Below are 20594 nucleotides of genomic sequence, written 5' to 3'. Positions count from 1 at the left end.
TCCGGTTCTGGGGGGCAGACGCCTGTTGAATCACCCTCGAATCCCGTTCGCCACTGAAATCAGCCCTCGGCCGTTAACCTGAGCCCGTTGCCCTGCAATGTGTCCTGGACCTTCGGACGCGATGGGGCAGCGACGTCCAAACGGTCCGCGAAAGATCTCGAACCGCATGGCGGCGGATTGCCCGGGGTGGCCAGAACAGGGTCGATCTGGTAAGCACCTCTCAATCGACCGAGGCCCCGTAGCTCAACTGGATAGAGCACCGGTTTCCTAAACCGGGGGTTGCAGGTTCAAGCCCTGCCGGGGTCACCATTTCCGCCGGTCCACAAAGGCACACGACCTCGAGTTCGCCCTGCAGGAGGCAGACTGCCAATACTGGATATCCGGTATTGGGTATATTCATGTGCCACTTCTCCCGTTACAGTACCGACTCAAGAGGCGGTCAATTGCATTCGTTGGCGCCCGTGGTGTTTCGTTTCCAGTCGGACGCCGGCCTCGCGCATATGTGACGGTGGTCACTGAAGGCACCACCAAAACCTCGTATTGGTCAATGCGGGGCTAAGCCGCCTCGGCGTGCCAGCCGGGAGGATATGGGGACATGACCACCACAAGAACGAGAAACGGATTGCTTGGGCTTCTGTCCCGGCTTCGCGCCAATCGGCGCGGTGCCGTGGCCATCGAGTTCGCGATGGTCGCGATGCCCGTGTTCATGCTGTCGATCGCGATCATCGAACTCGGGATGATGATGGTGCACAGCGTGACGCTGAGCGGCGCGCTGGAGGAAGGGGCGCGGAAGCTTCGAACCGGAGAGATCTTCAACGCGTCGGACCCGGAACAGGCTTTCGAGGATGCCGTCTGCGGGGATTCGCTATACTTGGTGGACTGCGACGACATCGTGTTCGATGTCCGCAGCTATGACGACTACGACAGCGTCGACTTGAGCCCCCCTTCAATGGGGGCAGGCGGCATGCCATCGGCGCCCGCGTTCGATCCGGGCGATGCCGGAAGCGTGACCGTGGCGCGGGTTTACATGCGCTTCGAGTTCATCACGCCAATGATCGGCTCGTTCTTTGAGGACACGCATAACAGTCGCATGGTTCAGTACACGGCGATTGTGAAGGGTGAGCCTTGGACGAACAGCGGAGGGGGTGGATCATGAGTCGGGATGCTGACATACGCAGGCCGGCTTCGCCATGTCCGACGCGGAGTGGCAGGCGGCGCGAGCGTGGATGCACGGCAAGGGTTCTGGCGGTGTTCCGCTGCAAGCGAGGAACCGCCGCCATCGAGGCCGCGCTGATCCTGCCCATTCTGTTGACCATGATGTTGGGGATGGTCGAACTGACGACTTACGTCGAGGCGACCCGGAAGGCCGTGTCGGCGGCGCAGACCGTGGCCGATCTTGTGGCCCAGGAATCGGCCACCACGGACAACGACCTCGATGTCATCCGGTTGGCGGCGGAGTCCATCCTGGCGCCCCTCGATACAAAAAACGGGAAGTTGAAGATCGCCATCGCAAGCATTGGCTTCGACGATGACGACGGATCGACGTTCGTCCTGTGGGACGACAAAGACGCGGGGGCGCCCCCCGTGGTGCCTTCGGATGCTGACGGCCTGGGATCACCGGGAGAAAGCGTCGTCATGGTTTCGATGTCTTTCCAATACGACAGCCCGTTCGGCTTCATGCTCACATCGAGCACGCTGGAAGAAAGCGCGTTCTCGCGGCCGCGAATCACGCGCCGAATCGCCCTCAACGGAAAAACGGATCACAACTCATGAGACGCTACAGCCCCTCATGGATCAGTACGATCCTGTCGCGCCTGCGCCGCGATACGCGTGGCGTCACGGCGGTTCTCGTCGGCCTTCTGATGGTCCCTTTGTGTCTGATGCTCGGCGGTGCCGTGGATCTGGGTGTGGCCTACTATCTGAAGAACCGGCTCGGCTATGCCGTGGATTCCGCTGCCCTGGCGGTTGGATCCACGGTGCAGCACGAGGTTGACATCGAACAGCGCGCCCGCGACTTCGTGGCCGCCAACTATCCGAGTGACGCCATTGGCACGGTTCACGACGTGACGGTGACGGACGTCAACAACGTCATCACCGTTTCGGCCAAGGCGACCTTCCAGACGTTCTTCATGGGGATCTTCTCGCTGGACGAGATCACGGTCGCGGCCGAGGCCGAGGTGATCCGCGCCATCAGAGGTCTGGAAGTGGCTCTGGTTCTGGACAACACCGGTTCCATGCGCAGCAGCAACAATATCGGAGCCCTGCGAGACGCGTCCCGGGACTTCGTCAACATTCTGTTCGGCGACGAAGTGACGAACCCGAACCTGTTCATCTCGATCGTTCCCTATGCCGCGTCCGTGAACCCGGGACCGGAGGCGCTCGGCGGCGACACCACCCCGCCGCCGCCCGCGTGGTGGCCGGAATCCACCGATCCCGGGTATATCGAATTCAGGCATAACCCGGATGACGGCGGCCCCTTTGCCGACGGTCAGGGTTGGAAGGGATGTGTGTTGGAGCGAACCGGCACAGACCTTCTGGACGACACCCCGGGCGGTTGGGAAGCCTGGGCCTGGCCGCCGGAGCCGGATCACGAGGATTTGTGGGATGATTGGCCTGATGTGCCGCCCGGGCCGGATCAAACGGAAATTGTGGATTACTTGTCGGATCACAAAGCTGGTTCGCGCTACTACACCAACGACTCCAACAACTACGACCTGTACAACATGGCCGGGTCCGTCACTGAGGGTGGCGTGCGGTACGATCCCGGCACCTTCCAGAACAACGGGGCCGGGCCGAACCTGGGATGCCCGGGTCCGATTCTGCCGCTGAACAACGTGAAATCTATTGTGCTCGACACCGTGGATTCGCTGGATGCCTGGCACCGGGGCGGAACCATGGCCGATCTCGGCTTGGCCTGGGGACGGCGTGTCCTGTCGCCGGAGCCGCCGTTCACCGAAGGCGAGCCCTGGGGCAAGGAGCTGTGGGAAAAGGCCATCGTGATGATGACCGACGGTAACAACGAATACTTCAAGCTCACAAGCAACGCGACGAACGGCAACAGCACAAACAACTGGTACAACAGGGATAACGACAGGGTCAGATCCGACTATTCAGGTATTGGCTGGCTGAGTTCGGATAACCCGCGCATCGGAACCAACAACCGCGGGACGGCCAACGACATCGTCGACGCCCGCATGGCGGTCATGTGCGCGGACTTGAAGGCCCAAGGAATCATCGTGTACACGGTGACGTTCGGCAACACCAACTCTACCACCGAGGAGCTCTACCGGAACTGTGCGACGGATCCCAGCAAGTGGTTCGACAGTCCCAGTCAGGCCGACCTGAGAGAGAGCTTCAAGGCCATTGCCGTTGAACTGAGTAACCTGCGGGTCAGTCGATAGCGCGGCGCGCCGAACGCACCGACGAACCCAGGAGCAAAGAGCGAGGGGCGGTCATCCGCCCCTCGCTTCGCATTTTTGGGACCCGATTTATGGCCGCGATCTGTGGCCGCGCCACCCCGCGCGCCGCGATAAGCCGCAGATTGGTTCAGTCTCCGGGGAGGCCCAGGCGAGACCCTACCAGGGACCCGTCGCCCGTTTGCTCAAGGCGTGATACAGGTCGCTGAAGGCACGGTCAAAGGCCTCGGCGGCGACACCGACGTCCTTTTCCTTGTCCAGGTTGAGGGCGTCGACTCGGTCCAGGATCTCGTCCATGCTCATGTCCGCCATGTTCGTGACGAGGTCCTCCAAGGGATTGCGAGAGGGCGCCAGCGATGGCCTCTGATCGTTGACGAAACGGATGCCGAGTTCAAGGCCGGTGCGGCGCACAACCTCCGCTTCCAGGGTTTCGCCATCGGAGAGGGTGAGTCTCAGCAATCCGTCGGGTGTATTCGCCGCAGCCTCTGTCTCGACCCGGGCTCCCGTCGAGGAGATGTCCTTGACGAAACAACGGATGGATGATGTTCCATCCGCGATGACCAGCCAGCCACCCTTTAGGATGCGACGGCGCTTCGCGCTGCGCCGGTGGCGGCCCGAGTCCGAGGTGTTCTGCCCATCGCTGCTGTCGATCACCGCGTCGTCTCCCTGACAGGCTGCCCTGCACCAATGTGTACCGTGCGCGGATCGTGATCCAGAGTAAACTTGCGAATATGGCGCGGCCGGCGCGCGACCGCAACGTTGGCGCCACGCGGGCCATCACGGTCGGCGGCGGTGTTTGCGGATCCTGTGACCATTGTGGGGCGTCGGGTGTCCCTCAAATCACCGGATCGAAAGCGCCGAAGCCATGAGACCGGTATGTTGTGGTTGATGAGGGGACCTTGACGCGTTACTTTGTGTTAGACGTTCAGTTGAGTCGTAATCCTGACGGCAGTATCTTGGTGCACTCGTGTCCGGAACGACGCGGCGGTCCTTGTCTGATGGCGTAGCCTGTCAACATGATCCGTTCCGTGTCGTGGCGTCGGTGGTCGTGACGGTGCCTTGGCTGGATCGGACGGGTATCGGTCTGCCCGGGCGGGAATTCAGACTCCAGAAACGTTCGGGCGGTCGCGGCTTGCGGTTCCGGGGGGCTATGCGGATCATTCCTGATGGGAGCGGAGAATGGGGACGGAGACAGGCGGGCCCGGGAGGCTGGCCGATTCAGGAGAGCGCCCGGACGGTATGACGGAGCGGGCGGCGGACCTTCGTCCTTCTCAGTCGGGGACCTTGAAGGGCAACACCCTTCTGGGCAGTTTGTCCGCCGACGTGCTGGCCCAGGTCGAAACGCAGTGCCGTTGGCGGCACCTGTCGACAAACGATGTCGTCTTCGACCAGGATGATTCCAGTCGCGATGTGTTTTTTATCGTGAGCGGGCGGTTGCGAATCCTGGTCTTCCGCGGTCCGGCGGAAGACGACCCGGCCCAGGAAAAGGAAGCCAAAGTGAAAGCCGGCGACCGGGCGCTCAAGTCGCCTTCCGCGTCGGACAAATCCCTGGACCTGGACTCTGAACTCGACACCGGCCTGGAGAGACACTCGACCCAGGACTCGGAAGCGGAGGCGCAAAGCATCAAGGCCGGTCTGGTGGCCTTTGAGGCGCTTGTGGACGAAGGAGCGCCGATGACCCTGACCGAGTTGGGGGCCGGTGACACCTTTGGCGAACTCTCTGCGATCGACGGTCGCATGCGATCCGCGCGGGCCGTCGCCCTGGAACAAACCGAAGTTGCCATTCTGGATGGCGAAAGCTTCGTCCGGCTGGTTCAGGGCCACGGGGACTTGGCGCTCGCCCTTTTGCGCCGCGTGGCGGGGTATCTCAGGGCGTCCAACCGGCGCATGTACAGTCTCTCGACACTGACCGCAAAGCAGCGGGTTTATGCTCAGATTGCCCGCCTTGCAGAGGTCAACCCCCATCGCCGATCCGAATGGATCATCGATCCCCTGCCCTCGCATGTGGACATCGCGTTCTGGGCGGGAACCAAACGCGAGACGGTGGCCGCCGCAATTGGCTGGCTGGCACGCGAAGGGATCGTGGCCCGCCAGCATCGGGCGCTTCTGGTCCGCGATCCGGATCGCTTGAAGGCTTTGGCCCATGTCTGAGGTTTGGCGGGCAAGGTCTCGTCTGGCCGTCATGCTCCTGGTCGGCGGGGTTCTGCTGAGCGGGTGTGGTGGGTTGTCCGGGTCGACATCGGGCGGCGCATCGGCGGCGCCAGAGGCGGCGTTGGTGGAAACCCTGGCCGAGATGGCACGGGGGAACGAGGCAAAGAACAGGTATTCCAAGGCCGCCGAACAGTACGCGCGTCTTGTCGAAACCGATCCCGAGAACGAAACCTTTGTGCTCGGGCTCGCCCGCAATCTCCGGTACATGGGGCGTCCGCAGGACGCGTTTAGGGCGCTGAACCGGGCCATGATGGAAGACAGCATCCCGGATTCCATGGATGTTCGGCTGGAGATGGTGCGGATTCTGATGGCCTCGGGGGCGCATGAGGATGCGCAATCCCGTCTGACGGAGCTCTCGGCGTCTGCCCCGAACGATCCCCGGGTGCTGCCCCTGCTTGGAATACTCGCGGATCGTGACGGACGCCATCGGGAGGCCCAGGAAGCTTACCGAGCGGCCCTCGCCGTGCGCCCGTCCGACCTTCGTACCGCCAACAATCTCGCCTTGTCGCTGGCCCTGTCCGGTGATCTGGAAGAAGCCATCCAACTGCAGAACCGGATCGCCCGCGATCCGTCCGCGACGATGCAGATACGGCAGAATTTGGCGTTGCTCTATGCCTTTGCCGGGCGGATGGACGTTGCCGAACAAATCACACGCGCTCTTCTTCCGAAGGAGGCGGCCGATCAGGTGGTGGCTGATCTCGGCCGGATGGTGGGCCGAGCGGAGGCGATGCCGCGCCCCAATGTCGAGGGGGCCGTGCCCTTGTCCCGGTGAGGAATGCCGCTTCACCGCAGGCATGGCTTGACCACTCCAGTTTTTCCGAACCTCCGCTTGACTGATATCGGCCGACGAAAAGGGGGACCCTTTCCGAAGGCTGGTTGGCGCGAATGCGTAGGCGGACTGAAGGCCGAACCGGCCGTTCGGCCCCCCGGAGCCTCCGACAGACCTGCTGGCGAACGATGACGCCACAGACGTTTCCAGACTGATGTATCGCAGTCACTCCAGACCGGCCCGACCCGCCGATCCGCGAGCCGCGCCCGCCCCTATCTGGTACAAAGATCGAACACAAAGCGAACAACATGCGGAACCAAACACCCCCGTGACGTCGCGCGGTTTCTGGTGTAAGCCCTCGCTCGACTCCCCAACACCGCTCGCACAGGACGCCGGCCGCCCCATGGATCTGCGCAACATCGCGATCATCGCCCATGTCGACCACGGCAAGACAACGCTCGTCGATTCACTCCTGAAACAATCTGGCACCTTTCGCGAACATCAGAAGGTGGCGGAGCGGGCGCTCGATTCCAATGATCTTGAGCGCGAGCGCGGCATCACCATTCTGGCCAAGTGTACGTCCGTGGCCTGGCAGGGCACGCGCATCAACATCGTGGACACGCCGGGTCACGCTGATTTCGGCGGTGAGGTGGAGCGCATCCTGTCCATGGTGGACGGTGTCGTGCTGTTGGTGGACGCGGCCGAGGGGCCGTTGCCGCAAACCAAGTTCGTGCTGTCCAAGGCGCTGGCCAAGGGGCTGCGGCCCATCTGCGTCATCAACAAGGTGGACCGGCCGGACGCGCGTCCGCACGCGGTCCACGACGAGGTCTTCGACCTGTTCGCGGCCCTGGACGCGAACGACGACCAACTGGACTTCCCAACGCTGTACGCCTCCGGCCGAGACGGCTGGGCCGCGTCCAATCCGGAGGTGGTCGAGACCGGCACCGACGGCCTGGCACTGGAGCCGCTGTTCAACCTGATCCTGGGTCATGTGCCGACGCCGGAACGGGTGCTGGATGCGCCGTTCTCCATGCTGGCGACGACGCTGGAGGCCGACCCGTATCTGGGGCGCATCCTGACCGGGCGGGTCCACAGCGGCCGCATCCGCCTCAACCAGCCGATCAAGGCGCTCTCGCGCGACAGCGTGGTCATTGAGCAGGGCCGGGCCTCCAAGCTGCTCAGCTTCCGGGGCCTGGAGCGCGTGGCAGTGGACGAGGTCGAGGCCGGCGACATCATCGCCATCGCCGGCCTGACCGAAGCTACGGTGGCGGACACGCTATGTGCCCTGGAGATCACCGAGGCGCTGCCGGCCCAGCCCATCGACCCGCCGACGCTAGCCATGACATTCTCGGTGAACGACGGCCCGCTGGCCGGGCGCGAGGGCAGTAAGGTCACCAGCCGCGTGATCGGCGCCCGTCTGTTCCGCGAGGCCGAGGGCAACGTCGCCATCCGTGTCACAGAGACCGCTGAGAAGGATGCCTACGAGGTCGCCGGGCGCGGCGAACTGCAATTGGGTGTGCTGATTGAGACCATGCGCCGCGAGGGCTTCGAACTGGCCATCTCGCGGCCGCGCGTGCTCATCAAGACCGACGACTCCGGCCAGAAGCTGGAGCCCATCGAGGAGGTCTATATCGACGTCGACGAGGAGTACGCCGGCACCGTCGTCGAGAAGATGACGCAGCGCAAGGCCGACCTGGTGGAGATGCGGCCCTCCGGCGGCGGCAAGACGCGCGTGGTGTTCCATGCCCCGTCGCGCGGCCTGATCGGCTACCATGGCGAGTTCCTGACCGACACGCGCGGCACCGGCGTCATGAACCGGCTGTACCATGGCTATGCGCCATGGAAAGGCGTCATCGAGGGTCGCCGCGAGGGCGTGCTGATCAGCAACGCCGGCGGAGAGGCGGCGGCCTATGCGCTCTTCAACCTGCTCGACCGGGGACCGCAGTTCATTGAGCCGGGGGCGGCGGTCTACGAGGGCATGATCATCGGCGAGCACAACCGGGGCAACGACCTGGAGATCAACCCGCTCAAGGCTAAGAAACTGACCAACATCCGGGCCTCGGGCAAGGACGACGCCATCCTGCTGCCGCCGCCGCGCAAGATGACGCTGGAGGATGCGTTGGCCTACATCCAGGACGACGAACTGGTCGAGGTCACGCCGTCCTCCATCCGCTTGCGCAAGAAGATCCTCGACCCGCACGAACGCAAAAAGGCGAGCCGCAGGGCAGAGGGGTAAAGGGACGGCCTTGGTGGCTTGCGCCCGGAGCATTCCGTGGCGATGATGGCGGTCCCGCCTCGCGCTGGCCTCAGACACGGCGCGCCTCATCCGCCTCAACCCTTGCAGGTCCATGTCTCTTCTTCCGCTCCTCAAGGGCATCTTCATCGGATTCGCCATCGCCGCCCCGGTCGGGCCGGTCGGTGTGCTGTGCATCCGCCGCGCCCTCGCCGATGGGCGGCTGGCGGCCTTCATCGCCGGACTGGGCGCGGCGGTGGCCGATACCTTCTACGGCGCGGTGGCCGCCTGGGGCCTGACCCTGGTGATCGATTTTCTGACCAACCACCGCGTCATCCTCAGCCTGATCGGCGGGCTGTTCCTGATCGCCCTGGGCTGGCAGACCATGCGGACGCGGACCGAGATGCTGCCCACGCCGGACACTCATATCGGTCTGTTGCGCGACTTCATCTCAACCTTTCTCATCACCCTGACCAATCCGGCCACCATTCTGGCCTTCATGGCCGTGTTCGCGTCAGTGACGGCGGTCCACATGCGCCATCCCATGTCGTTCGACACCAACCTGCTGATCCTGGGCGTGTTCATCGGCTCGGCGGGCTGGTGGGGTCTGCTGTCGGCGGTGGCGAGCGCAGTGCGCTCGCGCTTCAATCCGGGCTGGCTGTCCTGGTTGAACCGAGGGTCGGGAGTGGTGCTGGCCCTGTTTGGCGTCGGCGTGCTGCTTAGCACCTTGTGGTAACCACCCCCCCGCCCTCGTTCCGCCATCAATCCGGGCCGCCGGTGTACTCCGGACGATGGAACGTCTGTGCCCAGGTCACGGCACCCGAAAGGGTGTCGATCACCCCGGGGCGCGCCCCCCACACCATCCACGCATCGGCGTGGTCCGGTGGGATCCGGATCGGTGCCACGAACCCCAGTGGTCCGGCCGGCCGGAACCCAAAGCGGGGGTAGTAGCTGGCATGCCCGACCAGGAAGATCAGGTCGACGCCATCCACGGTCAGGCGCCGCAGTCCCTCCGTCATCAGGGCGCCGCCGATGCCGGTGCGCTGGGCCTCCGGCACCACGGCGAGTGGGGCAAGTACCGACGCCCGCGCCGGGTTATCGGCCAACGACGCCGCAGTGAACAGCGCGTGGCCAACGGCGCGGTCTCCATCGAGGGCCACCAGAGACAGCCACGGCGCGGCGGACGGATCGGTCAGCAGATCCCGGGTCAGGTTCGCTTCGGTGTCCGACCCGAAGGCCCGGCGCTCGACCTCAAGCACGGCCGCAAGGTCGGCATCGGTCATGTCACGAATCATCATGGTCTTGTTTCCTTGGGGGTGATGTCAGCGATTGTCGACCTGAGCCCGCACGGCGGTGCGTCCCTGCCGGGAGATCCGGTAGGGACGACCGTTGACCGAGTGGATCAGTCGCTTGGATTTCAGCTTGTGAAAGACCGTCAGGTCGCAGTCGGCCAGCGTGTGGCCGTCGCGCGTGACGCAGTGGACATGGGTGACGCGGGCGGTGTCGCCACGGTCGTGACGAATGCATCCGCCCTAAGCCAGCACGTGCAAAACGCGCTGCTCCACCTTGGAAATGTTCATGGAAAAGAGAACTCGCGTGCAGAATCACCGCGCGCACCAAAACCGTCACGCCTTTCGATGAAAGGCGATCATCCGTTCATTTCGGTGCGGATCGAGTGCCTCGCCGAAGCAAAGCCGTCAGCGGCAGGCCGCAAGTTCTGACATAAACCACCTGAGTCTCGTCGCGCGCCGGAACCATCCCGGACGACGACCGTGGGAACCTTATGCGCACGCGAACGTCCCGTCAACCACAAGGCATCGTTCGCGCAGGGCAATCGGGTGAATGCACTGTTGACGAAATGCGAAACTTCGTAGGGCGGGTTCGCGCCGGAGGCGCAACCCGCCGCATCGCCGCCACGCGGCGGATTGCCCCGCTTCGCGGGGCGAATCCGCCCTACCTTAACAAAAGATGGTGGGGCGTTTCGCCACACGGCACACGCCCCCCGCGTCTTTGCGACCACACACCCTTTCACCCGATTGCCATAATCGTTCGCGGCGGATCTCAGGATGGGCCTTAGATAAACGGCCGCGTCGCGCCCTACGCCCTCCCCACCCGCTCCACCAATCGTTCCCGCGCCGCCGGCAGGGGGCGGTTGCGGGGGTGGAAGACATGACGCTCCAGAAAGGCCCCCGTCAGGCGCAGGCCGTCGGCGATCTCAGGGGCCGTTCCCCCTCCCTGCCCCAACAGGAACGGCGGCAGAGGCAGCAGGCGGTCGCGGTACGGTTCTCCCGCCGATGCCGACACGGCGCGGCCGCTCTTGGGCGAAACAAAGACAAGATCGTCGTTGGTGCCTGTGGCCGCGCAACGCGAGAGGTCGAGCCCGAACCCCAGGTCGGCCAACAGGCGCACCTCCCACACCACATAGGCCGCGCCGGGCGACACCGAGTCCGGCGCTTCCACCCCGGCCAGCAGCGCCAGCAAGGCCACCGTATCCTCGAACAGGCGCGGCATCGTCTCGCGTTCCGGCGCCGCCGCGTCGGCCACCGCGCACACCGCCGCCAGCAGGGCCAGGCGGCCGGGATCGTCCATGATTCGCGCCGCCAGCGCGTCGGTCATCTCGCCCGTCAAGGTGCCCAGATGGTCGGCCAGACGCGCCTTCCAGGTCACCGACAGCCGGTTGCCGGGCTGCCACAGACCGCGCGCCGCCCGGCCAACCCCGCCGCGCACCAGCCCGGGGTGACGCCCATGGTCGCGCGTCAGCACCGAGGCCAGCACACTGGTCTCTCCGTGCGGACGGGCGGACAGAACGATGGCGTCGTCGCGCCACTCAACGGCCATGCGGCCTCACCCCACGATCAACCCAAGGGCGAACCAGCCCATGCCGGCCAGGATGCCACCGAATCCCACAAACAGCAGGACCGGCGTCAACCAGCGCGGCACGTGCCAGAGATGCTCACCGACCAGCACAACGAGACAGACCGTGCCGATGGCCAGCAGGATCATACTGCCGCTGTTCATGGAGCCCTCCGTCCCCCCGGCGGAGTGATCTCGGCGGCGGACACGGGTCCCTCATCCGCCACGAAACTCATGCGTCGAAGTCCAGGCCCCACTCCGTGTAGTGGCGCCGATCCTCCCACAGCCGCTCATGGACCTTCACATACAGGAACAGATGCACCGGCCGCTCCAGCAACGCCGCCATTTCCTGCCGCGCGGCGGTGCTGATGGCGCGGATGCGCTGGCCGCCCTTGCCCAGCACGATGGCCCGCTGACTGTCGCGCTGCACGTAGATCACCTGATCGATGCGCACCGAGCCGTCCGGCCGGTCCTGCCAAGCCTCGGACTCCACGAGGGTGGCGTACGGGAGTTCCTGATGAAGCTGGCGGAAAACCTGTTCGCGCGTGATCTCCGCCGCCCACAGCCGTTGCGGCAGATCGGAGACTTCGTCCTCCGGGAACATCCACGGCCCCGGCAGTGCCGCCCGCGCCACATGGTCCAGCAGGTCGTCGGTGCCGTCGGCATTCAGGGCGGAGATCATGAACACCGCGCCGAACACCGCCTCGGCATCCAGCGCCGCCGCCAGAGCCAGCAGCGAATCCCGCCTGACCGTGTCGATCTTGTTCAGGGCCAACAGGCAGTCCGTGCGACCATTGGCGCGCAGCCCGTCGATGATGGCGCGCGTATCGTCATCAATCCCGCGCGCCGCGTCGACCACCACCAGTACCTGATCGGCATCCGCCGCGCCGTCCCAGGCCGCCGCGACCATCGAGCGTTCGAGCCGGCGCTTCGGCGCGAAAACGCCGGGCGTATCAATAAAGACGATCTGCGCCGGGCCGCGCAGGGCGACACCGCGTACGCGCGTGCGTGTGGTCTGCACCTTGGGGCTGACAATGCTGACCTTGGTGCCGACCAGGGTGTTCACCAAGGTGGACTTGCCGGCGTTAGGGGCGCCCATAACGGCCACAAACGCGCAGCAGGACTCCGTGTCCATCGCATCCGATCTCGTCGTCATGACGGGTCGAGCCCCTCCAGAAGCCGGGCGGCGGCCTTCTGTTCGGCCTGACGCTTAGAGGAGCCTTCCGCCGAGACCGCCTCCTGCCCCTCCACCCGGGCAGCGACGGTGAAAATCGGGGCGTGCGCCGGCCCGGCGCTCGCCACGGTTTCATAAACCGGCAGGGGCAGGCCGCGGGCCTGCGCCCACTCCTGAAGCGCGGTCTTGGCATCCTTAGGAGGCGCGGGGTCCTCGTCCATCAGCGGCGTCCAGCGGTCCACGACGAAACGCCGGGTCACCTCGTACCCGGCGTCCAGATAGAGCGCGCCCAGCACCGCCTCGCACACATCGGCCGACAGCGCCGGATTGTCGCGTCCGCCCAGATCTTCCTCGCCCCGCGACAGCCGCATGAGGGTTGGGAGGTCGAGGTCCCGAGCCACGCGGGCCAGGGTCTCGCCCCGCACCAGCGCGGTGTGCCGTCGCGCCAGCGATCCCTCCGGCTCGGCGCGAAAGCGGGTGAACAGCATGTCGGCGATCACCAGGCTCAGAACCCGATCACCCAGGAACTCAAGCCGTTCATAACTGCGCAGGCCGCCGCCGGCGCTACCGTGAGTCAGGGCCTGACTCAGCAGGCGCCGGTCGCCGAACCGGTGCCCCAGAACGGTCTCCAGGGAAGTCATGGCCTCGTCCGGCGCGGCGGACCCTTGTTCAGCGGACACGCACCCAGCTCCTCAGTGAACGGTGCTGAAAAGGCGCTCGGTGCGGATGGCCATGGGCCATTTCCAAATCTCCCAGAGCGCCGCCGAACGGTCGGTGGAGAAGAACAGAATCTCGGCCCGGCCCACCAGATTCTCGCGCGGCACGAACCCGACCTGGGCGCGGCTGTCGGCCGAATTGTCGCGATTGTCGCCCATCATGAAGTAGTGCCCATCCGGGACCGTGAACTCGCGGGTCTCATCCAGCGGGCCGTTGTCGCGGCGGTCCTCAAGAATGGGATGCGAGCGTCCGTTGGGCAGCGTCTCGATGTACTGGGGTGACCGGTGGACACTACCCCGGCGGTCGTGCCAGACGGCATCCTGAATCCGTTCCCGGCTCACCGCCTCGCCGTTGATATGCAAGACACCACCGATCATCTGGATGCGGTCGCCGGGCAGGCCGATGACCCGCTTGATGTAATCGGCCGATGGATCGGACGGCAGCTTGAAAACCGCCACGTCGCCGCGCTCCGGCTCCGACGCGAACACGCGGCCCGGGAACGGCGGAAAGCTGAAGGGTAAAGAGTGCTGACTGTAGCCGTAGGAATATTTGGAGACGAACAAATAGTCACCGATCAACAGGGTCGGCACCATCGACGCCGACGGGATGTTGAACGGCTCGAAGGCCACGGTGCGGATGACAATGGCGATGAGAACGGCGTAGATGACGGTCCGGATGGTTTCCCCGAACCCGCCTGTCTTCTTTTTCTGCATGAAGAGACTCGTCTACCCTGTCCCGAACCTGATCGAAAACCGCCGGTCTTACGATGCGACCCGCCTCGAAGCGCCGATCAAGCCAGCCCCTCTGACCAAAGTCAAGGTCGCCCGGCCGTGGCCAGCAATTCTCAGGATGGAGGGAGAACACCGGTTGCGGCCGGTGCCGGCCTGTTCTCCTCCCCCCTTTGGGGGAGGTTGGGAGGGGGGCGAGGTGATGTCCGCACGGACCCCGCTTGCCGCATCAACCCCACGGACTTTTTTTCAACCCCACCCCAGCCCGCCCCTATCCAGGGGAGGGCGTTCGGTTCGCGCCTGGAGCGCCCAGCCGTTCCCTTCGGAGGCGGCGCGGCCAAAATGAGAACTGCTGGGCCGTGGCGGGGCATGGTCCCGCCGGATCCGCGATTTCTGGCCGTGCTGGAACCGACGTTTGGATACGATCACCGCAAACGGGAAGAGAGACCGGTTCGCGCCTCGGACGCCCTACCGTGTTCCCATCGGAGGCCGGGTGATTCGGGCCGGTCCGGAATGAGAGTTGCTGCGAGCGCGAACGCTGCCTTGCGGGGCCGCGCGTGACCATCTATATAGCTTGGTTCACTCGCTTATTTCCGGGGAGACCTTCATGGCGCGCGTGACCGTCGAGGACTGTATTGAGCGCATTCCGAATCGTTTTGAACTGGTGCTGCTGGCCGCCCAACGGTCACGGGACATCGCGGCGGGCTCGCCTCTGACCGTTGATCGGGACAACGACAAGAACCCCGTGATCTCCCTGCGCGAGATCGCGGAGACCACGGTCGATCCCGAGCAGATCACCAGCGGTCTCATCCAGGGCCTGCAAAAGCACGTCGAGGCGGACGAACCGGAGGATGACGCCTTCGACGCGCTCTCCGGGCAGCGTCAGATTCCGGCCGACATTCGCGAGTCGGCCAACGAAGCCGAGGAGGTGTTCGCAGACGGCCTGACTGTGCATGGTGACGGTGGCGAGGCCGAGGACGCACCGGCCGAACAGGCGGTGGCCGTGGAGGCGTTCGACCCCGACAATCCCGCCGAGGACATGGATCGATAACACCGCGCCGGTATCGGTGGAGGCGCGCGGACAATCTGCATGAGACTGCTCGGCACACGATGGGAGATATCTGATCGACTGAGCTTCCGCGCCGGCGCCCCGGATGCGCCGGCGACGCGGCGATGGCACCGTCGCGACGGAGGCCTTCAGCCATGATGCGTCAGTTCGAGTTGGTGGAACGCGTCAAGGCCTACGATCCCAACGCCGACGAGGCGGTGCTGAACCGGGCCTATGTCTACGCGGTCAAGATGCACGGCTCGCAGTTGCGGGAATCGGGCGATCCGTACTTCTCCCATCCGGTCGAAGTGGCCGGCATCCTCACCAACTACAAGCTCGACAGCGCGTCGATCATCACGGCGCTGCTGCACGACGTCATCGAGGACACCACGGCGACGGTCGAGGAAGTCCGCGACCTGTTCGGCCCCGAGGTGGCCACGCTGGTCGACGGCGTCACCAAGCTGGCCAAGATCAAGCTGCAAGCCGACGGCACCACCCGAGAGGCGGAGAACTTCCGGCGCCTCGTGCTGGCCATGTCCAACGACATCCGCGTGCTGTTGGTGAAGCTGGCCGATCGCCTGCACAACATGCGCACGCTGCATTTCGTCAAGAAGCCGGAAAAGCGCCAGCGCATCGCCGTGGAGACGATGGAGATCTACGCGCCCCTGGCCGAGCGCATCGGCATGCACGAGATCAAGGACGAGCTTCAGGACCTCGCTTTCAAGCAGATCCATCCGGAGGCGCGGGAGTCCATCCTGACCCGCCTTGAATACCTGCGCGAACAGGGCGGCGAACTGGTGCCGCAGATCCTGACCGAACTGCGGCAAGTGATCGCCGAACAGGGACTTCAGGCTCAGATCGCCGGCCGGGAAAAGAGCCCATACTCCATCTGGCGCAAGATGCGCGACAAGGACATCGGGTTCGAGCAATTGTCCGACATCATGGCCTTCCGCATCCTGGTGGAGACGCTGGAGGACTGTTATCGGGCGCTCGGCATCATCCATGCCCACTACCGGATGGTACCGGATCGATTCAAGGACTACATCTCGACGGCCAAGGCGAACGGGTATCAATCCATCCATACGTCGGTGATGGGGCCGCGCACCCAACGCATCGAGATGCAAATCCGCACCCATGACATGCACGAGATCGCCGAACGCGGTGTCGCGGCGCACTGGTCCTATAAACAAGGGGTGCGGCAGACCCTGGACGGGTCCCAGTACCGGTGGCTGCGGGAACTGATCGAGATCCTGGAACACACCAGCAACCCGGACGAGTTCCTGGAGCACACCAAGCTGGCCATGTACCAGGATCAGGTGTTCTGCTTCACGCCCAAGGGGGACGTCATCAATCTGCCCACCGGGGCCACGCCGGTGGACTTCGCCTATGCCGTCCATACCGACGTCGGCAACAAGTGCGCGGGCGCCAAGGTCAACGGCCGTCTGGTTCCCCTGCGCCACGTCCTGAACAACGGCGATCAGGTCGAGATCGCCACCAGCCGGACCCAGACCCCGTCGCCCGACTGGGAGCACTTCGTCGTTTCGGGCAAGGCACGCGCCCAGATCCGCCGTTTCATCCGGCTGCGCCAGCGCGAGCAGTACCAGAACCTGGGACGGCAGATGTTGTCCAAGGAGTTCGGCAAGGCCGGCTATGCCTTCACGGAAAAGGGTCTAGAGGGTGTGCTGAATCGCTACCGCGCGCCCACCGTCGAAGACCTGTGCGCCGAGGTCGGGGCCGGCACGGTGACCGCGCGCGATGTCGTCACCGCCGTCTATCCCGGCCTGAAGGAACCCAAGACGCGGCTGTCGCGGGTGATGCAGCCCTTCGGTAAGGGCTGGAGCAAGTCCCGCTCCGGCGGCGAAAGCCGTCCGATCCCCATCAAGGGCCTGATCCCGGGTATGGCGATCCACTATGCCCGCTGCTGTCACCCGCTGCCCGGGGACCGCATTGTCGGCATCGTCAACACCGGCAAAGGGGTGACCATCCACACCATCGACTGCGACCAGTTGGAGCAGTACGCCAGCCAGCCGGAACGCTGGCTGGACCTGTCGTGGGACGAGGATGCCTCCATCGACCTGCACACCGGCCGTTTGAGCCTCGTCGTCGGCAACCAGATGGGCTCGCTGTCGGAACTCTCGACCATCATCGCCAAAAACTTGGGGAATATCACCAACCTGAAAATCACGGGGCGCTCAGCCGACTTTTTCGATATGGTCATTGATGTCGAGGTGCGCGACGTGCGCCACCTGACCAACATCATCGCCGCCCTGCGGGCCTCCAACGCCGTCAACGCAGTGGACCGCGCCCGTTGAGACCGACCTCCTCCACGCCCTCCGGAACACGAAAGCCCTCCGCCATGCCCGCCCGTTCGCTTCGTCTTGGGGTCAACATCGATCACGTCGCCACCATCCGCAACGCGCGCGGTGGCCTGACCCCCGATCCCCTGCGCGCCGCGCACATCGCCGCCGAGGCCGGGGCCGACGGCATCACCGCGCACCTGCGCGAGGACCGGCGGCACATCTCGGATCATGACATCGTCCGCCTGAGCCGGGAAATCGACCTGCCGCTGAACCTGGAAATGGCGGCCACAGACGAGATGCTGGCCATCGCCCTGCAACACCGTCCTCACGCCGCCTGCATCGTGCCGGAACGCCGCGAGGAACGGACCACCGAGGGCGGGCTGGACGCCGCCGGTCAGCGCGAGCATCTGGCCCAGTTCGTCGCCGCCCTGGGAGACGCCGGCGTCCGGGTGTCGCTGTTCATCGAGCCCGATCAGCGCCAGATCGAGGCGGCGGCGGCGCTGGGCGCACCCGTCATTGAGATGCATACCGGTCTGTACTGCGACGAACAGGGCGAGGCCCGCGCGCGGGAACTCGACCGCCTGCGCGAGGCCGCCCGGCTGGCCGCCGGGGCCGGCCTGGAGGTGCATGCCGGACACGGCCTGGCCTATGACACCGTCGGGCCGGTGGCCGCCATCCCCATGGTCCGCGAACTCAACATCGGGCATTTCCTGGTCGGCGAGGCCATCTTCGTCGGCCTCGACGCCTCGATCCGCCGCATGCGCGCGCTGATGGATGAGGCCCGACCGGAAACCGCCATCACCGACCGCGCCACGGCCCCGTAGGCCGCATCATGCCTGACGGATAACAATGAACCCGGCAGCACCACTCTGACTTCTGTCCTCCTATCGAGGGGGCGCGGCACGCCCCCTCCCGAGCACTCCGCGGAAACAGGGAGGAACGCCAAGGCCGCGCCCGGTTCGAGGCCCCTAGTCCCCCCAGTCGGAAGGCACAGGCCTGAGTGATTCTGATTATTGCGGGCGCTTTCTCATATGATATCGCTTTACGGGCACTCCTTCCTCCGCCACCCTGAGAACCGCTGGAGGCAACAGGCCCTTGTGGCGCGACACGTCAGGATCGTGCATACTTCCGCTGATCCAGCCCGGCGGGCAAACGCCCGGTAACGTTCTGTCAACCAGCGTACGGTACGATGCCCCTCAAGATTACGTTAAAACCCAATGAAAAAGTCATCATTGGGACTGCCGTGATTTCCAATGGACACAGCAAATCAGAGCTTGTGATCCACAATAGAGTGCCTGTCGTTCGCCAGAAAGACCTCTTGAGTGAGGAAGAAGCAAACACACCCGCCAAGAAAATTTATTTTATGATTCTGAATATGTACTTGAATCCGGATAAAGAGGTTTCATTTCATGACTTTTATTCTCCTCTGCTGCATCACATTGTCGGAATGTCCGTGGATGAGCGCGGGATCAGCCTTTCGACAGACATGTCAAAGCGAATCGTGGAAGGGGACTACTACAAAGCTTTGAAGATCTGTAAGAAGCTAATCGAATATGAAGCGGAGGTGACGAGAAATGGCGCGAGACTCACTCAAAGCCTATCAAAACATACAGAAGCGCGAGATGACACCCCGCGAAGCGGAGGCGATGGCCTTTACGAAGGCGGCCGTCATGATGGAGGATGCGAAGAAAAATTTTGAGGACAAGTCAATTCTATCTCAGGCGCTTCGCTTCAATCAACTGTTTTGGACAATACTGCAAGCCGACATTACAAATCCGGACAATACCCTTCCCAATGAAATAAAAGCAAACATCATGAGCTTGAGCCTGTTCATTGACAAACAAACATTGCGCCCCCTTGATTCTTTTGAGATATCGGATCTTGACGTCCTGATCGAGATCAACCGCAATCTGGCCATGGGGCTGCGCCAAAAGCCGGCGGATGCGTCCAACACCGATCCTGCGCCGAACACTCCGCCATCAACCTCCGGCAACGGAACGCTTGTGTGAACCGCCCTACTTCCTTTAAGAGAGCAAGTTGGCCTGACTGAGCGCGACACGATCAGCGCATGAAGGATGACCTTCCCCCCGCCCATACAAGACGGGCTCGCCTGCTGGTCGTCGACGACGAGCCCGCGAACGTCACCCTTCTTCACGCCATCCTGACGGCGGTGGGCTATGAACGGGTCCATTGCACCCGCGATCCTCAAGAGGCGGTGCGCCTGCACACCGACACCCTATTCGATCTGATCCTGCTGGATCTGCGCATGCCAGGTCTGGACGGATTCGGCGTCATGGAACGCATCGCCCCCCTTCACCGATCCGACTACATGCCCGTCATCGTGTTGACGGCCCAGACCGACCATGACACCCGGCAACGCGCGCTCACCATGGGAGCCCGGGACTTCATCCAGAAACCGTTTTCGACGGACGAGGTTCTGCTGCGCATTCGCAACCAGCTTGAAATGCGCCTGCTGCACCAGACCCTGGAAGACCGGGTGGACGAAAGAACGCGGGAACTGCTTGAGGCCCAGCACGAGGTGCTGCGTCGACTCGGTTGGGCCGGCGAATACCGCGACAACGAAACCGGCGCGCATGTTCTGCGCATGGCGCACAGTTGCCGCTTGCTCGCTCTGGCGGCGGGCCTGGACCCCGCCCACGCGGAGATGATCTTCCTGGCCAGCCAGATGCATGACATTGGCAAGATCGGCATCCCGGACGCGGTGCTTCTAAAGCCCGCGCGGCTGACACCCGAGGAATGGGCCGTGATGCGCGGGCACGTCGATATCAGCGGTGAAATCCTGGCCGAGCCGCGTTCGGAGCTTCTCAAGCTCGCCCGGCTCATCGCCCTGACGCATCACGAGAAGTTCGACGGGAGCGGCTATCCGGCCGGCTTGCGCGGAGAGGAGATTCCCATCGAGGGCCGCATCGCGGCCGTCTGCGACGTGTTCGATGCGCTGACATCAAACCGGCCCTACAAGCCGGCCTGGACGGTGGACGAGGCGACGGACTTCCTGAAAGCCAATGCCGGTGCGTTCCACGATCCCCGGTTGGTCGCGCTGTTTCTGGACATCCTGCCCGAGGTCGTCGCCCTGCGCGACCGATACCAGGATTGAAAACGGCCGCCGGCAAGGGTGCCGCGTCCG

General features: G+C 64.2%; 21 protein-coding genes and 1 tRNA gene. 14 read left to right on the top strand and 8 right to left on the bottom strand.

The window, feature by feature from the left end; translation table 11 throughout:
• Nucleotides 1-232 precede the first annotated feature (232 nt).
• The 4 genes from BLS85_RS12155 (at nucleotide 233) to BLS85_RS12140 (ending at nucleotide 3401) form a co-directional block, all read left to right on the top strand.
• Nucleotides 233-309 (top strand) — tRNA-Arg (locus BLS85_RS12155).
• Between the two features lie 358 nt (nucleotides 310-667).
• On the top strand, nucleotides 668-1156 hold the full coding sequence (locus BLS85_RS12150) for a TadE/TadG family type IV pilus assembly protein (RefSeq protein ID WP_176793669.1): 489 nt from the start codon (nucleotides 668-670) through the stop codon (nucleotides 1154-1156).
• Between the two features lie 92 nt (nucleotides 1157-1248).
• Nucleotides 1249-1773: a TadE/TadG family type IV pilus assembly protein gene (locus BLS85_RS12145; protein WP_176793668.1), complete on the top strand. Its 525-nt coding sequence runs from the start codon at nucleotides 1249-1251 to the stop codon at nucleotides 1771-1773.
• Nucleotides 1770-3401 carry a TadE/TadG family type IV pilus assembly protein gene (locus BLS85_RS12140; RefSeq protein WP_092786628.1) on the top strand — a complete coding sequence of 544 codons (1632 nt, stop codon included), beginning with the start codon at nucleotides 1770-1772 and terminating at the stop codon, nucleotides 3399-3401. The genes BLS85_RS12145 and BLS85_RS12140 overlap by 4 nt, the downstream gene beginning before the upstream one ends.
• A 174-nt stretch (nucleotides 3402-3575) precedes the next feature.
• Here BLS85_RS12140 and BLS85_RS12135 read toward each other — a convergent pair whose 3' ends face one another.
• On the bottom strand, nucleotides 3576-4070 hold the full coding sequence (locus BLS85_RS12135) for a PilZ domain-containing protein (RefSeq protein ID WP_092786626.1): 495 nt from the start codon (nucleotides 4068-4070) through the stop codon (nucleotides 3576-3578).
• 630 nt (nucleotides 4071-4700) lie between these two features.
• Between BLS85_RS12135 and BLS85_RS12130 the strand changes: the two genes are divergently transcribed.
• The 4 genes from BLS85_RS12130 to BLS85_RS12115 all read left to right on the top strand — a co-directional run bounded on the left by BLS85_RS12130 (nucleotide 4701) and on the right by BLS85_RS12115 (nucleotide 9365).
• Nucleotides 4701-5567 carry a Crp/Fnr family transcriptional regulator gene (locus BLS85_RS12130; protein ID WP_218128394.1) on the top strand — a complete coding sequence of 289 codons (867 nt, stop codon included), beginning with the start codon at nucleotides 4701-4703 and terminating at the stop codon, nucleotides 5565-5567.
• Entirely contained in the window at nucleotides 5560-6399 is an 840-nt protein-coding gene (locus BLS85_RS12125; RefSeq protein ID WP_092786622.1) for a tetratricopeptide repeat protein, read from the top strand. Before BLS85_RS12130 ends, BLS85_RS12125 begins: the two co-directional genes overlap by 8 nt.
• A 400-nt stretch (nucleotides 6400-6799) precedes the next feature.
• Entirely contained in the window at nucleotides 6800-8632 is a 1833-nt protein-coding gene (gene typA / locus BLS85_RS12120) for a translational GTPase TypA (RefSeq protein WP_092786620.1), read from the top strand.
• Between the two features lie 112 nt (nucleotides 8633-8744).
• Nucleotides 8745-9365, top strand: coding sequence for a LysE family translocator (locus tag BLS85_RS12115; RefSeq protein ID WP_092786618.1), 621 nt, complete (start codon nucleotides 8745-8747; stop codon nucleotides 9363-9365).
• A gap of 25 nt (nucleotides 9366-9390) precedes the next feature.
• Here BLS85_RS12115 and BLS85_RS12110 read toward each other — a convergent pair whose 3' ends face one another.
• The 7 genes from BLS85_RS12110 to lepB all read right to left on the bottom strand — a co-directional run bounded on the left by BLS85_RS12110 (nucleotide 9391) and on the right by lepB (nucleotide 14086).
• Nucleotides 9391-9927: a GNAT family N-acetyltransferase gene (locus BLS85_RS12110; protein ID WP_092786616.1), complete on the bottom strand. Its 537-nt coding sequence runs from the start codon at nucleotides 9925-9927 to the stop codon at nucleotides 9391-9393.
• Nucleotides 9928-9951: 24 nt separating this feature from the next.
• Nucleotides 9952-10152, bottom strand: a complete 201-nt coding sequence (locus tag BLS85_RS12105) for a YjhX family toxin (RefSeq protein ID WP_245699211.1) — start codon at nucleotides 10150-10152, stop codon at nucleotides 9952-9954.
• Nucleotides 10153-10726: 574 nt separating this feature from the next.
• Entirely contained in the window at nucleotides 10727-11467 is a 741-nt protein-coding gene (gene recO / locus BLS85_RS12100; RefSeq protein ID WP_092786614.1) for a DNA repair protein RecO, read from the bottom strand.
• Between the two features lie 6 nt (nucleotides 11468-11473).
• Nucleotides 11474-11647, bottom strand: coding sequence for a hypothetical protein (locus BLS85_RS19130; protein WP_176793664.1), 174 nt, complete (start codon nucleotides 11645-11647; stop codon nucleotides 11474-11476).
• Nucleotides 11648-11714: 67 nt separating this feature from the next.
• Complete coding sequence (gene era / locus BLS85_RS12095) at nucleotides 11715-12617, bottom strand: GTPase Era (RefSeq protein ID WP_092786613.1); 903 nt, start codon at nucleotides 12615-12617, stop codon at nucleotides 11715-11717.
• A gap of 17 nt (nucleotides 12618-12634) precedes the next feature.
• Nucleotides 12635-13297 carry a ribonuclease III gene (gene rnc / locus BLS85_RS12090; RefSeq protein ID WP_092786674.1) on the bottom strand — a complete coding sequence of 221 codons (663 nt, stop codon included), beginning with the start codon at nucleotides 13295-13297 and terminating at the stop codon, nucleotides 12635-12637.
• Nucleotides 13298-13348: 51 nt separating this feature from the next.
• Entirely contained in the window at nucleotides 13349-14086 is a 738-nt protein-coding gene (gene lepB / locus BLS85_RS12085) for a signal peptidase I (RefSeq protein ID WP_092786611.1), read from the bottom strand.
• Between the two features lie 622 nt (nucleotides 14087-14708).
• Here lepB and rpoZ point away from each other — a divergent pair.
• The 6 genes from rpoZ (at nucleotide 14709) to BLS85_RS12055 (ending at nucleotide 20564) form a co-directional block, all read left to right on the top strand.
• Entirely contained in the window at nucleotides 14709-15152 is a 444-nt protein-coding gene (rpoZ, locus tag BLS85_RS12080) for a DNA-directed RNA polymerase subunit omega (protein WP_092786609.1), read from the top strand.
• Between the two features lie 152 nt (nucleotides 15153-15304).
• Entirely contained in the window at nucleotides 15305-17461 is a 2157-nt protein-coding gene (locus BLS85_RS12075; RefSeq protein ID WP_092786607.1) for a RelA/SpoT family protein, read from the top strand.
• A gap of 44 nt (nucleotides 17462-17505) precedes the next feature.
• Nucleotides 17506-18273: a pyridoxine 5'-phosphate synthase gene (locus BLS85_RS12070; RefSeq protein ID WP_092786605.1), complete on the top strand. Its 768-nt coding sequence runs from the start codon at nucleotides 17506-17508 to the stop codon at nucleotides 18271-18273.
• A gap of 365 nt (nucleotides 18274-18638) precedes the next feature.
• On the top strand, nucleotides 18639-19148 hold the full coding sequence (locus tag BLS85_RS12065; protein ID WP_245699206.1) for a flagellar biosynthesis repressor FlbT: 510 nt from the start codon (nucleotides 18639-18641) through the stop codon (nucleotides 19146-19148).
• A complete protein-coding gene (gene flaF / locus BLS85_RS12060) occupies nucleotides 19072-19458 on the top strand; it encodes a flagellar biosynthesis regulator FlaF (RefSeq protein WP_245699205.1) in 387 nt (128 codons plus the stop codon). The genes BLS85_RS12065 and flaF overlap by 77 nt, the downstream gene beginning before the upstream one ends.
• A gap of 59 nt (nucleotides 19459-19517) precedes the next feature.
• The gene (locus BLS85_RS12055) at nucleotides 19518-20564 is read left to right on the top strand and encodes an HD domain-containing phosphohydrolase (protein WP_092786601.1); all 1047 of its coding nucleotides are present in this window, start codon (nucleotides 19518-19520) and stop codon (nucleotides 20562-20564) included.
• Nucleotides 20565-20594: the final 30 nt, after the last annotated feature.

The organism is Rhodospira trueperi, assembly GCF_900101965.1.
Lineage (GTDB): Bacteria > Pseudomonadota > Alphaproteobacteria > Rhodospirillales > Rhodospirillaceae > Rhodospira > Rhodospira trueperi.
Note: the sequence above shows the minus strand (reverse complement) of the source record. Positions and strands in the feature narration are given on the sequence as shown.